Below are 13,699 nucleotides of genomic sequence, written 5' to 3'. Positions count from 1 at the left end.
TTATGACTTTTAAATCAGGCTTTGTAGCCATTTTAGGACGTCCCAACGTTGGGAAGTCAACTTTTTTAAATCATGTCATGGGGCAAAAGATTGCCATTATGAGTGACAAGGCGCAGACAACGCGCAACAAAATTATGGGAATTTACACAACTGATAAGGAGCAAATTGTCTTTATCGACACACCAGGGATTCACAAACCTAAAACAGCTCTCGGAGATTTCATGGTCGAATCTGCCTATAGCACCCTTCGTGAAGTGGATACCGTTCTTTTCATGGTGCCTGCTGATGAAGCGCGTGGTAAGGGGGACGATATGATTATCGAGCGTCTCAAGGCTGCTAAGGTTCCTGTTATTCTGGTGGTGAACAAGATCGATAAGGTTCATCCAGACCAGCTTTTGTCTCAGATTGATGATTTTCGTAATCAAATGGACTTTAAGGAAATCGTTCCAATCTCAGCTCTTCAAGGGAATAACGTCTCTCGTCTAGTGGATATTTTGAGTGAAAATCTGGACGAAGGTTTCCAATATTTCCCATCTGATCAAATCACAGACCATCCAGAACGATTCTTGGTTTCAGAAATGGTTCGTGAGAAGGTTCTTCATTTAACGCGTGAAGAGATTCCTCACTCAGTTGCTGTAGTTGTGGATTCTATGAAACGAGACGAAGAGACAGACAAGGTGCACATCCGTGCAACCATCATGGTGGAGCGCGATAGTCAGAAAGGGATTATCATCGGTAAAGGTGGCGCTATGCTTAAGAAAATTGGTAGCATGGCCCGTCGTGATATCGAGCTCATGCTAGGAGACAAGGTCTTCCTAGAAACTTGGGTCAAGGTTAAGAAAAACTGGCGTGATAAAAAACTAGATTTGGCTGACTTTGGCTATAATGAAAAAGAATACTAAGTAGAGGTGGGCTCATGCCTGCTTCTTGTTTTTACAGAAGGAGGACTTATGCCTGAATTACCAGAGGTTGAAACTGTTCGCCGTGGCTTAGAAAAATTGATTTTGGGTAAGAAGATTTCGAGTATGGAAATTCGTTATCCCAAGATGATTAAGACGGATTTGGACGAGTTTCAAAAGGAAGTGCCTGGTCAGATTGTTGAGTCAATGGGGCGTCGTGGAAAATATTTGCTTTTCTACTTGACAGACAAGGTCTTGATTTCCCATTTGCGCATGGAGGGCAAGTATTTTTATTATCCGGACCAGGTTCCTGAACGCAAGCATGCCCATGTTTTCTTCCAGTTTGAGGACGGTGGAATGCTTGTTTATGAGGATGTACGCAAGTTTGGTACTATGGAACTCTTGGCCCCTGATCTTTTAGAAGCCTACTTTATTTCTAAAAAATTAGGGCCTGAGCCAAACGAAGAAGAATTTGATTTGCAGGTCTTTCAAACTGCTCTAGCCAAGTCCAAAAAGCCTATCAAATCCCACCTTTTAGACCAGACCTTGGTTGCTGGTCTTGGCAATATTTATGTGGATGAAGTCCTCTGGCGAGCTCAGGTTCATCCAGCAAGACCTTCGCAAACTTTGACAGTAGCAGAAGCGACAGCCATTCATGACCAGACCATCGCTGTTTTGGGTCAGGCTGTTGAAAAAGGTGGTTCCACCATTCGGACTTATACCAATGCCTTTGGGGAAGATGGAACCATGCAGGATTTTCATCAGGTCTATGACAAGGCTGGTCAAGAATGTGTACGCTGTGGCACTGTGATTGAAAAAATCCAACTAGGCAGACGAGGCACCCACTTTTGTCCAAACTGTCAAAGGAGGGACTGATGGGAAAAATCATCGGAATCACAGGAGGAATTGCCTCGGGTAAGTCAACTGTGACAAATTTTCTTAGACAGCAAGGTTTTCAAGTGGTGGATGCCGATGCAGTCGTCCACCAACTACAGAAACCTGGTGGTCGTCTGTTTGAGGCTCTAGTTCAGCATTTTGGTCAAGAAATCATTCTAGAAAATGGAGAACTCAATCGCCCTCTCCTAGCTAGTCTCATCTTTTCAAATCCTGAGGAACGAGAATGGTCTAAGCGAATCCAAGGGGAGATTATTCGTGAAGAACTGGCTACTTTGAGAGACCAGTTGGTTCAGACAGAAGAGATTTTTTTCATGGATATTCCCCTGCTTTTTGAGCAGGACTACAGCGCTTGGTTTGATGAGACGTGGTTGGTCTATGTGGACCGAGATACCCAAGTAGAACGTTTAATGAAAAGAGACCAGTTGTCCAAAAATGAAGCTGAATCTCGTCTGGCAGCCCAGTGGCCTTTAGAGCAAAAGAAAGGTTTAGCTAGCCATGTTCTAGACAATAATGGCAATCTGGACCAGCTTCTTACTCAAGTGCGTATCCTTCTCGAGGGAGGTAAGCAATATGACAGAGATTAACTGGAAGGATAATTTGCGCATTGCCTGGTTTGGTAATTTTCTGACTGGAGCCAGTATTTCTTTGGTTGTGCCTTTTATGCCCATCTTTGTGGAAAATCTGGGTGTAGGGAGTGATCAAGCTGCTTTTTATGCAGGTTTAGCTATTTCTGTCTCTGCTATTTCCGCAGCACTCTTTTCTCCTATCTGGGGTATCCTTGCTGATAAATACGGTCGAAAACCCATGATGATTCGGGCTGGCCTGGCCATGACCATTACTATGGGAGGCTTAGCCTTTGTCCCAAATATTTATTGGTTAATCTTTCTCCGTTTACTAAACGGTGTATTTGCGGGTTTTGTTCCCAATGCAACGGCCTTGATAGCCAGTCAGGTTCCCAAGGAGAAATCAGGATCTGCTCTCGGGACTTTGTCTACTGGCGTAGTTGCAGGCACTCTAACGGGTCCCTTTATCGGTGGCTTTATTGCAGAATTATTTGGCATCCGTACTGTTTTCTTACTGGTTGGTAGTTTCCTATTCTTAGCTGCTGTTTTAACTATTTTATTTATTAAGGAAGATTTTCAACCAGTAGCCAAGGAAAAGGCCATCCCAACAAAGGAATTATTTACATCAGTTAAATATCCCTATCTTTTGGTCAACCTCTTTCTGACCAGTTTTGTCATCCAATTTTCAGCCCAATCAATCGGCCCTATCTTAGCTCTGTATGTACGCGACTTAGGCCAGACAGAGAATCTTCTTTTTGTATCTGGTTTGATTGTATCCAGTATGGGATTTTCCAGTATGATGAGTGCAGGAGTCATGGGAAAGCTAGGTGACAAGGTGGGGAACCATCGCCTCTTGGTTGTAGCCCAGTTTTATTCAGTCATCATCTATCTCCTCTGTGCCAATGCCTCTAGCCCGCTTCAACTAGGACTCTATCGTTTCCTCTTTGGATTGGGAACCGGTGCCTTGATTCCCGGAGTTAATGCCCTTCTCAGTTAAATGACCCCCAAAGCCGGCATTTCGAGGGTCTTTGCCTTTAATCAGGTATTCTTTTATCTGGGAGGTGTCGTTGGGCCTATGGCAGGTTCTGCAGTAGCAGGTCAATTTGGCTACCATGCAGTCTTTTATGCGACAAGCCTTTGTGTTGCCTTTAGTTGTCTCTTTAACCTTCTTCAATTTCGAACATTATTAAAAGTAAAGGAAATCTAGTGCGAGTAAAAATTAATCTCAAGTGCTCCTCTTGTGGCAGCATGAATTATCTAACCAGTAAGAACTCCAAAACTCATCCAGACAAGATTGAGGTGTTAAAATATTGTCCAAAGGAAAGAAAAGTAACTTTACATCTTGAATCTAAGTAGAATTTATGGTAAAATAATAGGGATTTTAAGGAGTTTGATATGTATAACCTATTATTAACCATTTTATTAGTATTATCTGTTGTGATTGTAATTGCTATTTTCATGCAACCAACTAAAAACCAATCCAGCAATGTATTTGATGCCAGCTCAGGTGATTTGTTTGAACGCAGTAAAGCACGCGGTTTTGAGGCTGTAATGCAGCGTTTGACAGGGATTTTAGTCTTTTTCTGGCTAGCCATTGCCTTAGCATTGACGGTATTATCAAGTAGATAAGAAAATAATGGGCAGGACTAGGTCTTTGCCTCTTTTTATTTTTAAATGATGTTTGAGAAGGTTTTACAGTAAAAGAAAATAAAAAATCTAGAAAGAAAATATGAAAGATAGAATAAAAGAATATTTGCAAGATAAGGGAAAGGTAACTGTCAATGACTTGGCTCAGGCTTTGGGAAAAGACGGTTCCAAGGATTTTCGTGAGTTGATTAAAACCTTATCCTTAATGGAAAGAAAGCACCAGATTCGTTTTGAAGAAGATGGTACTCTGACCTTAGAAGTTAAGAAAAAACATGAGATTACTCTCAAGGGGATTTTTCATGCCCATAAAAATGGCTTTGGTTTTGTCAGTCTAGAAGGCGAGGAGGACGACCTTTTTGTAGGTAAAAACGATGTCAACTATGCTATTGATGGCGATACTGTTGAGGTTGTCATCAAGAAAGTCGCTGATCGTAACAAGGGAACAGCGGCGGAAGCCAAAATTATCGATATCCTAGAACACAGTTTGACAACTGTTGTCGGTCAAATCGTTCTAGATCAGGAAAAACCTAAGTATGCTGGCTACATCCGTTCGAAAAATCAGAAAATCAGCCAACCGATTTATGTAAAAAAACCAGCCCTTAAACTGGAGGGAACAGAAGTTCTCAAGGTCTTTATCGACAAATACCCAAGCAAGAAACATGATTTCTTTGTCGCGAGTGTTCTAGATGTGGTGGGGCATTCAACGGATGTCGGAATTGATGTTCTTGAGGTTTTGGAGTCTATGGACATTGTCTCAGAATTTCCAGAGGCTGTTGTCAAGGAAGCAGAAAGTGTGCCTGATGTTCCGTCTCAAAAGGATATGGAAGGCCGTCTGGATCTAAGAGATGAGATTACCTTTACCATTGACGGTGCTGACGCCAAAGACTTGGACGATGCGGTGCATATCAAGGCTTTAAAAAATGGGAATTTGGAGCTCGGTGTTCACATCGCAGATGTTTCCTACTATGTGACTGAGGGGTCTGCCCTTGATAAGGAAGCCCTTAATCGTGCAACTTCTGTCTATGTGACAGACCGTGTGGTCCCAATGCTTCCAGAACGACTGTCAAATGGTATCTGCTCCCTCAATCCTCAAGTTGATCGCCTAACCCAGTCTGCCATTATGGAGATTGATAAACATGGTCGTGTGGTCAATTACACCATTACACAAACGGTAATCAAGACAAGCTTCCGTATGACCTATAACGATGTTAATGATATTCTAGCTGGCGACGTGGAAAAGAGACAAGAATATCAGAAAATTGTCCCTAGTATCGAACTCATGGCCAAGCTTCATGAAATTTTAGAAAACATGCGTGTGAAACGTGGTGCCCTCAATTTCGATACCAATGAAGCTAAGATTTTAGTGGATAAGCAAGGTAAGCCTGTTGATATCGTTCTTCGTCAGCGTGGTGTTGCTGAGCGCATGATTGAATCCTTTATGCTGATGGCCAATGAAACAGTTGCCGAGCATTTTAGCAAGCTGGATCTACCTTTCATCTATCGAATTCACGAGGAGCCTAAGGCTGAAAAAGTTCAGAAGTTTATTGATTATGCTTCGAGTTTTGGCTTGCGTATTTATGGGACTGCCAGTGAGATTAGCCAGGAGGCCCTCCAAGACATCATGCGTGCTGTTGAGGGGGAACCTTATGCAGATGTATTGTCCATGATGCTTCTTCGCTCTATGCAGCAGGCTCGCTATTCGGAGCACAATCACGGCCACTATGGCCTTGCTGCTGACTATTACACTCACTTTACCAGTCCGATTCGTCGTTATCCAGACCTTCTTGTTCACCGTATGATTCGTGATTACAGCCGTTCTAAGGAAATAGCAGAGCATTTTGAGCAAGTGATTCCAGAGATTGCGACCCAGTCTTCCAACCGTGAACGTCGTGCCATTGAGGCTGAGCGTGAAGTCGAAGCCATGAAAAAGGCTGAGTATATGGAAGAATACGTAGGCGAAGAATACGATGCGGTTGTATCAAGTATTGTCAAGTTTGGTCTCTTTGTTGAATTGCCGAATACAGTTGAGGGCTTGATTCACATCACTAATCTACCTGAATTTTATCATTTCAATGAACGTGATTTGACCCTGCTTGGGGAGAAATCGGGTACAACCTTCCGTGTAGGTCAGCAAATCCGTATCCGAGTTGAAAGAGCCGACAAGATGACGGGTGAAATTGACTTTTCTTACATCCCAAGTGAGTTTGATGTGATTGAAAAAGGCTTGAAACAAGCTGGTTGCAAAGACAGAGGGCGTGGTTCAAATCGTCGTTCAGATAAGAAGGAAGACAAGAGAAAATCAGGACGCTCAAATGATAAGCGCAAGCATTCACAAAAAGACAAGAAGAAAAAGGGCAAGAAACCTTTTTACAAGGAAGTAGCTAAGAAAGGAGCCAAGCATGGCAAAGGGCGAGGGAAAGGTCGTCGCACAAAATAAAAAGGCGCGTCACGACTATACAATCGTAGATACGCTAGAGGCAGGGATGGTCCTGACTGGAACTGAAATCAAGAGTGTACGAGCAGCTCGAATCAATCTCAAGGATGGCTTTGCCCAAGTAAAAAATGGGGAGGTATGGCTGAGCAATGTTCATATCGCTCCTTACGAAGAGGGCAATATCTGGAACCAAGAACCAGAACGTCGTCGAAAACTCTTACTCCATAAAAAGCAAATTCAAAAATTGGAACAAGAGACTAAAGGAACAGGAATGACCCTGGTTCCCCTTAAAGTCTATATCAAAGATGGCTATGCCAAGCTCCTTTTAGGCCTAGCTAAAGGGAAGCATGACTACGATAAACGGGAGTCTATCAAACGACGTGAGCAAAACCGCGACATCGCGCGTGTTATGAAAGCTGTTAATCAGCGATAAAAAGAGGAATGAAGATGGAAAAACTAGTTGCCTATAAACGCATGCCTTTGTGGACTAAAGAAACCATGCCAGAGGCTGTTCAGCAAAAGCACAATACCAAGGTTGGGACTTGGGGCAAGATTACTGTTTTAAAAGGAACTCTCAAGTTTATTGAATTGACAGAGGATGGTGAGGTTCTAGCTGAACACCTATTTGAAGCAGGGGCTGACAATCCAATGGCGCAACCACAAGCCTGGCACCGAGTGGAGGCTGTAACAGACGATGTAGAATGGTACTTGGAATTTTATTGTAAACCTGAGGATTATTTTCCTAAGAAATACAATACCAATCCTGTTCATTCAGAGGTCCTAGAGGCAATGCAGACAGTAAAACCAGGGAAAGCCTTGGATTTGGGCTGTGGTCAGGGCCGTAACTCTCTCTTTCTTGCACAGAATGGTTTTGATGTGACAGCTGTAGATCAAAATGAATTATCTCTTGAAATCTTGCAAAGCATTGTTGAGCAGGAAGACCTAGATATGCCTGTTGGTCTTTACGATATCAATTCAGCCAGTATTGGGAAAGAATATGATTTTATCGTTTCAACAGTTGTTCTCATGTTTCTACAAGCGGACCGCATTCCAGCTATTATTCAAAATATGCAGGAGAAAACCAGTGTTGGTGGTTACAATCTTATCGTTTGTGCTATGGACACGGAGGATTATCCTTGCTCTGTGAACTTCCCATTCACATTTAAAGAAGGAGAATTGGCAGACTATTACAAGGACTGGGAATTGGTTAAGTACAATGAAAATCCTGGCCATCTTCACCGTCGCGATGAGAATGGCAATCGTATTCAACTACGCTTTGCGACCATGCTAGCTAAGAAAATCAAATAAACATGAATGAAGATTAGGAATTTTCCTGATCTTTTTTCTTTTTTACGAATAATATAGAAAAGGAGGGAAATCATGTTTGTTGCGAGAGATTCTAGGGGAGAATTGGTAAATGTGTTAGAGGATAAGCTTGAGAAGCAAGCATACACCTGCCCAGCTTGTGGAGGTCAGCTCCGTTTGCGTCAAGGACTAAGTGTCCGGGCCCATTTTGCCCACAAAACCTTAAAAGACTGTGATTTTTCCTCTGAAAATGAAAGTCCAGAACACCTGGCAAATAAGGAAGTCCTCTATCACTGGTTGAAAAAAGAGGCAGAGGTGCAATTAGAATACCCTCTTCCAGAGCTTAAACAGATTGCGGATGTATTTGTAAATGGTCATCTTGCTCTAGAGGTTCAGTGTAGTCCCTTGTCACAAAAACTTCTTAAAGAGCGTAGTGAGGGCTATCGTAGTCAGGGTTACCAAGTACTGTGGTTGCTGGGGGAAAAACTTTGGCTCAAAGAGCGGTTGACTCGTCTGCAAGAAGGTTTTCTCTATTTCAGTCAAAACATGGGCTTTTATGTTTGGGAATTAGACAGTGAAAAACAAGTTTTAAGACTCAAATACCTGATTCATCAAAATCTCCGAGGTAAACTCCATTATCAGATTAAGGAATTTCCCTATGGTCAAGGTAAGCTACTGGAGATATTACGTATTCCCTATAAGAAACAAAAAATATCTCATTTTACAGTGTCTGAGGATAAGAACATCTGTCGCTATATCCGACAACAACTCTATTATCAAAATCCTTTTTGGATGAAAGAACAAGCCGAAGCCTATCAAAAGGGAGAAAATCTCCTGACTTATGGGCTAAAAGAATGGTATCCACAAATTCGACCGCTAGTAGGTGAGTTTTGCCAAATTGAGCAAGATTTGACTAGCTATTATCAGTATTTTCAAACCTATTACCAAGAAAATTCTCAAAATGATTGGCAAAAGCTCTATCCACCAGCCTTTTATCAGCAATATTTCTTGAAAAATATGGTAGAATAGAAAAGATGGAGGAATCTAATGGTATTACAAAGACATGAAATAAATGAAAAAGATACATGGGATTTATCAACGATTTACCCAACTGACCAGGCTTGGGAAGAAGCCTTGAAAGATTTAACTGAAAAAGTACAAATAGCATCTCAGTATGAGGGGCATCTCTTGGACAGTGCAGACAGTTTGCTTGAGATTACGGAATTCTCACTTGACTTGGAACGCCAAGTTGAAAAACTTTATGTCTATGCACATATGAAAAATGACCAAGACACGCGTGAAGCCAAGTATCAGGAGTACTATGCCAAGGCCATGACTCTCTACAGCCAGCTAGACCAAACTTTTTCATTCTATGAACCTGAATTTATGGAAATCAGCGAAAAGCAGTATGCTGACTTTTTAGAAGCTCAACCAAAATTGCAGGTTTATCAACACTATTTTGACAAACTTTTGCAAGGCAAGGATCACGTTCTATCACAACGCGAAGAAGAGCTATTGGCTGGAGCTGGAGAAATCTTTGGTTCAGCAAGTGAAACCTTTGCTATCTTGGACAATGCGGATATTGTTTTCCCTTATGTTCTTGACGATGATGGTAAGGAAGTTCAACTCTCTCATGGGACTTACACACGTTTGATGGAGTCTAAAAATCGTGAGGTTCGCCGTGGTGCCTATCAAGCCCTTTATGCGACTTATGAGCAATTTCAACATACCTATGCCAAAACCTTGCAAACCAATATTAAGGTCCAAAACTACCGTGCCAAAGTTCGCAACTACAAGAGCGCTCGTCATGCAGCCCTAGCAGCCAATTTTGTTCCAGAGAGTGTTTATGACAATTTGGTGGCAGCAGTTCGCAAGCATTTGCCACTCTTGCATCGTTACCTAGAGCTTCGTTCAAAGATTTTGGGGATTTCAGACCTCAAGATGTACGATGTCTACACACCGCTTTCATCTGTTGAATATAGTTTTACCTACCAAGAAGCCTTGAAAAAGGCAGAAGATGCTTTGTCAGTCTTGGGTGAGGATTACTTGAGCCGTGTTAAACGTGCCTTCAGTGAGCGTTGGATTGATGTTTATGAAAATCAAGGCAAGCGTTCAGGGGCTTACTCTGGTGGTTCTTACGATACAAATGCCTTCATGCTTCTTAACTGGCAGGACAATCTAGACAATCTCTTTACTCTTGTTCATGAAACAGGTCACAGTATGCATTCAAGCTATACTCGTGAAACTCAGCCTTATGTTTACGGAGATTATTCTATCTTCTTGGCTGAGATTGCATCAACTACCAATGAAAATATCTTGACGGAGAAATTATTGGAAGAAGTGGAAGATGATGCAACGCGCTTTGCTATTCTCAATAACTTCCTAGATGGTTTCCGTGGAACAGTTTTCCGCCAAACTCAATTTGCTGAGTTTGAACACGCGATTCACCAAGCGGATCAAAATGGTGAAGTCTTGACAAGTGATTTCCTAAATAAACTCTACGCAGACTTGAACCAAGAGTATTATGGTTTGAGTAAGGAAGACAATCCTGAAATCCAATACGAGTGGGCTCGCATTCCACACTTCTACTATAACTACTATGTATATCAATATTCAACAGGTTTTGCAGCAGCCTCAGCCTTGGCTGAAAAGATTGTTCATGGTAGTCAAGAAGACCGTGACCGTTATATCGACTATCTCAAGGCAGGTAAGTCTGACTATCCACTTAATGTCATGAGAAAAGCTGGTGTTGATATGGAGAAGGAAGACTATCTCAACGCTGCCTTTGCAGTCTTTGAACGTCGTTTGAATGAGTTTGAAGCCCTTGTTGAAAAATTGGGATTGGCATAAGATGGTTGAATCGTATAGTAAAAATGCCAACCATAACATGCGTCGCCCTGTCGTCAAGGAAGAAATTGTAGACTTGATGCGTCAGCGCCAAAAGCAAGTCACAGGGTCTTTGAAAGAATTGGAAGACTTTGCCCGCAAGGAAAATATTCCCATTATTCCCCATGAAACGGTTGCTTATTTCCGTTTTCTCATGGAAACCATACAACCTAAAAACATTCTGGAAATTGGGACGGCCATCGGTTTTTCAGCCCTCTTGATGGCAGACCATGCTCCAAAGGCCAAGATTACAACCATTGACCGCAATCCAGAAATGATTGGATTTGCCAAGGAAAATTTCGCCCAGTTTGACAGTCGCAAGCAAATTACACTCCTAGAAGGAGATGCGGTAGATGTCTTATCTACCTTGACAGAGTCCTATGATTTCGTCTTTATGGATTCTGCCAAGTCTAAATACATCGTCTTTCTGCCAGAAATCCTCAAACATTTGGTCGTTGGAGGTGTGGTCGTCTTGGATGATATTTTCCAAGGTGGTGATGTTGCCAAGGATATTATGGAAGTTCGTCGAGGTCAGCGAACTATTTACAGAGGACTTCAAAGACTATTTGATGCAACCTTAGACAATCCAGGACTCACCGCAACACTAGTACCTCTGGGAGATGGCATTCTCATGCTTCGTAAAAATGTAGCAGATGTTCAATTGCCTGACAGCGAATGATTTTCAGAAAAATTTAAGAAAATATAGTAAAATAGATAGGGTAACACTTATCTCAAAGGAGTAGACATGAAGAAAAAACTATTGGCAGGTGCCATTACACTATTATCAGTAGCAACTTTAGCAGCTTGTTCGAAAGGTTCAGAAGGGGCAGATCTTATCAGCATGAAAGGGGATGTCATCACAGAACATCAATTTTATGAGCAAGTGAAAAGCAATCCTTCAGCTCAACAAGTGTTGTTGAACATGACCATCCAAAAAGTATTTGAGAAGCAATATGGCTCAGAAGTAGATGACAAAGAAGTCAACGATACTATTGCCGAAGAAGAGAAACAATATGGTGAGAACTACCAACGTGTCTTATCGCAAGCAGGAATGACTCTTGAAACACGTAAAGCTCAAATTCGTACAAGTAAATTGGTTGAGTTGGCAGTTAAGAAAGCAGCAGAAGCTGAATTGACAGATGATGCTTACAAGAAGGCCTTTGACGAATACACTCCAGATGTGACTGCTCAAATTATCCGTCTTGATAATGAGGATAAAGCGAAAGAAGTCCTCGAAAAAGCCAAGGCTAGTGATGCAGACTTTGCTCAATTAGCCAAAGATAATTCAACAGATGAGAAAACTAAAGCGAATGGTGGAGAAATCACTTTTGATTCAGCTTCAACAGAAGTACCAGATCAAGTTAAGAAAGCAGCTTTTGCTTTAGATGTAAATGGTGTTTCTGATGTAATTAGTGTTACTGGAACACAAGCCTACAGTAGCCAATATTACATTGTGAAACTCATTAAGAAAACAGAAAAATCATCTAATATCGATGACTACAAAGAAAAATTGAAAACTGTTATCTTGACTCAAAAACAAAATGACGCATCATTTGTTCAAAGCATTATCGGAAAAGAATTGCAAGCAGCCAACATCAAGGTTAAAGACCAAGCCTTCCAAAATATCTTTACTCAATACATCGGTGGTGGAGATTCAAGCTCAAGCAGTTCTTCAAAAGAATAAAACAGAAAAGAGCCAAGTGCTCTTTTTCTTATGAGAAAATCTTCTATCTTGAGGGTAAGAGTTTTTTTCTTTCGGAAAAAATGGTATAATAGCAATCAAAACTAGAAAATAAACGGAATTTGGGAATAATTTCTTTTGTTCTCATTAGATTGGTGATACTATGAAGATTAGTAAGAGGCACCTGTTAAACTATTCTATTCTAGTTCCTTACTTGCTTTTATCTATTTTGGGCTTGATTGTAGTTTATTCTACAACCAGTGCTATTCTTATCGAAGAAGGTAAAAGTGCCCTCCAATTGGTTCGAAGTCAGGGAATGTTTTGGATACTTAGTTTAATATTGATTGCCTTGATATATAAGCTGAAATTGAATTTTTTAAGAAAAGAACGACTCTTATTTATTGTTATGTTTGTTGAGCTGATTCTTTTGGCTCTGGCTCGCTTAATTGGTACGCCAGTCAATGGAGCCTATGGTTGGATTTCAGTAGGACCGTTGACCATTCAGCCAGCAGAGTATTTGAAGATTATCATCGTCTGGTACTTGGCCCAACGTTTTTCAAAACAACAGGATGAAATTGGGATTTACGATTTTCAAGTTTTAACTCAAAATCAATGGATTCCTCGTGCTTTTAATGATTGGCGCTTCGTCCTACTAGTAATGATAGGAAGTTTAGCTATTTTCCCAGATTTGGGGAATGCTACCATCCTAGTTCTTGTCGCCTTGATTATGTATACAGTTAGTGGAATTGCTCATCGTTGGTTTATAGTCTTTATCGGTGTATTATTTGGAGTTTCAGCCCTATCCTTATCAGCTATCTCTATGATCGGGGTTGATAAGTTTTCAAAAGTTCCAGTATTTGGTTACGTTGCTAAGCGTTTCAGTGCCTACTTTAATCCCTTTGCCGATTTGGCAGGGTCAGGCCACCAACTTGCAAATTCCTACTTTGCCATGGTAAATGGTGGGTGGTTTGGTCTAGGCTTAGGAAATTCAATAGAAAAACGTGGTTATTTACCAGAGGCACATACAGACTTTGTATTTTCAATTGTTATTGAAGAGTTTGGATTTGTGGGAGCCAGCTTGATTTTAGCACTTGTCTTTTTCCTGATTTTACGAATTATCCTAGTCGGTATTCGTGCTAAGAATCCCTTTAATTCTATGATGGCGATTGGGGTTGGGGGGATGATGCTGGTACAGGTATTTGTCAATATCGGTGGAATTTCTGGCATTATTCCTTCGACAGGAGTAACCTTCCCCTTCTTATCACAAGGAGGGAACAGTCTCCTAGTCTTGTCTGTAGCCATCGCCTTTGTCTTAAATATTGATGCAAGTGAAAAACGTGCCCAATTATATGAGGAGTTAGAAGCTCACTCATCAAACTATATGTAG

At 41.3% G+C, this 13,699-nt stretch carries 13 protein-coding genes and 1 pseudogene; all 14 read left to right on the top strand.

Going from position 1 to position 13,699, the window contains the following annotated elements; genetic code table 11:
- Positions 1-2: 2 nt before the first annotated feature.
- The 14 genes and pseudogenes from era to ftsW all read left to right on the top strand — a co-directional run bounded on the left by era (position 3) and on the right by ftsW (position 13,699).
- Positions 3-902: a GTPase Era gene (gene era / locus M1G12_RS01850; protein ID WP_000143264.1), complete on the top strand. Its 900-nt coding sequence runs from the start codon at positions 3-5 to the stop codon at positions 900-902.
- Positions 903-950: 48 nt separating this feature from the next.
- Entirely contained in the window at positions 951-1,775 is an 825-nt protein-coding gene (gene mutM / locus M1G12_RS01845; RefSeq protein ID WP_033684995.1) for a DNA-formamidopyrimidine glycosylase, read from the top strand.
- Positions 1,775-2,380 (top strand): dephospho-CoA kinase, encoded by a 606-nt coding sequence (gene coaE / locus M1G12_RS01840; RefSeq protein WP_023947227.1) that lies wholly within the window; start codon positions 1,775-1,777, stop codon positions 2,378-2,380. Before mutM ends, coaE begins: the two co-directional genes overlap by 1 nt.
- A pseudogene (locus M1G12_RS01835) lies at positions 2,367-3,566 on the top strand (multidrug efflux MFS transporter). Before coaE ends, M1G12_RS01835 begins: the two are co-directional and overlap by 14 nt.
- Positions 3,566-3,715 (top strand): 50S ribosomal protein L33, encoded by a 150-nt coding sequence (gene rpmG / locus M1G12_RS01830; protein WP_007519517.1) that lies wholly within the window; start codon positions 3,566-3,568, stop codon positions 3,713-3,715. Before M1G12_RS01835 ends, rpmG begins: the two are co-directional and overlap by 1 nt.
- Positions 3,716-3,754: 39 nt before the next feature.
- On the top strand, positions 3,755-3,988 hold the full coding sequence (gene secG / locus M1G12_RS01825; protein WP_000282517.1) for a preprotein translocase subunit SecG: 234 nt from the start codon (positions 3,755-3,757) through the stop codon (positions 3,986-3,988).
- Between the two features lie 100 nt (positions 3,989-4,088).
- Entirely contained in the window at positions 4,089-6,443 is a 2,355-nt protein-coding gene (rnr, locus tag M1G12_RS01820; protein WP_000654876.1) for a ribonuclease R, read from the top strand.
- Positions 6,406-6,873 carry an SsrA-binding protein SmpB gene (gene smpB, locus M1G12_RS01815; protein ID WP_001051750.1) on the top strand — a complete coding sequence of 156 codons (468 nt, stop codon included), beginning with the start codon at positions 6,406-6,408 and terminating at the stop codon, positions 6,871-6,873. Before rnr ends, smpB begins: the two co-directional genes overlap by 38 nt.
- A 14-nt stretch (positions 6,874-6,887) precedes the next feature.
- Positions 6,888-7,748, top strand: coding sequence for an SAM-dependent methyltransferase TehB (gene tehB / locus M1G12_RS01810; RefSeq protein WP_033684997.1), 861 nt, complete (start codon positions 6,888-6,890; stop codon positions 7,746-7,748).
- A 72-nt stretch (positions 7,749-7,820) separates the two neighbouring features.
- Positions 7,821-8,774 (top strand): competence protein CoiA, encoded by a 954-nt coding sequence (locus M1G12_RS01805; protein WP_247949303.1) that lies wholly within the window; start codon positions 7,821-7,823, stop codon positions 8,772-8,774.
- A gap of 18 nt (positions 8,775-8,792) precedes the next feature.
- Positions 8,793-10,595 (top strand): oligoendopeptidase F, encoded by a 1,803-nt coding sequence (pepF, locus tag M1G12_RS01800; RefSeq protein ID WP_247949302.1) that lies wholly within the window; start codon positions 8,793-8,795, stop codon positions 10,593-10,595.
- A 1-nt stretch (position 10,596) separates the two neighbouring features.
- A complete protein-coding gene (locus tag M1G12_RS01795) occupies positions 10,597-11,310 on the top strand; it encodes an O-methyltransferase (protein WP_237446910.1) in 714 nt (237 codons plus the stop codon).
- A gap of 66 nt (positions 11,311-11,376) precedes the next feature.
- Positions 11,377-12,315 (top strand): peptidylprolyl isomerase PrsA, encoded by a 939-nt coding sequence (gene prsA / locus M1G12_RS01790; RefSeq protein ID WP_045597054.1) that lies wholly within the window; start codon positions 11,377-11,379, stop codon positions 12,313-12,315.
- A gap of 160 nt (positions 12,316-12,475) precedes the next feature.
- The gene (gene ftsW / locus M1G12_RS01785) at positions 12,476-13,699 is read left to right on the top strand and encodes a cell division peptidoglycan polymerase FtsW (RefSeq protein ID WP_203180642.1); all 1,224 of its coding nucleotides are present in this window, start codon (positions 12,476-12,478) and stop codon (positions 13,697-13,699) included.

Origin of the sequence: Streptococcus mitis (genome assembly GCF_023110375.1) — a bacterium.
Lineage (GTDB): Bacteria > Bacillota > Bacilli > Lactobacillales > Streptococcaceae > Streptococcus > Streptococcus mitis_CI.
Note: the sequence above shows the minus strand (reverse complement) of the source record. Positions and strands in the feature narration are given on the sequence as shown.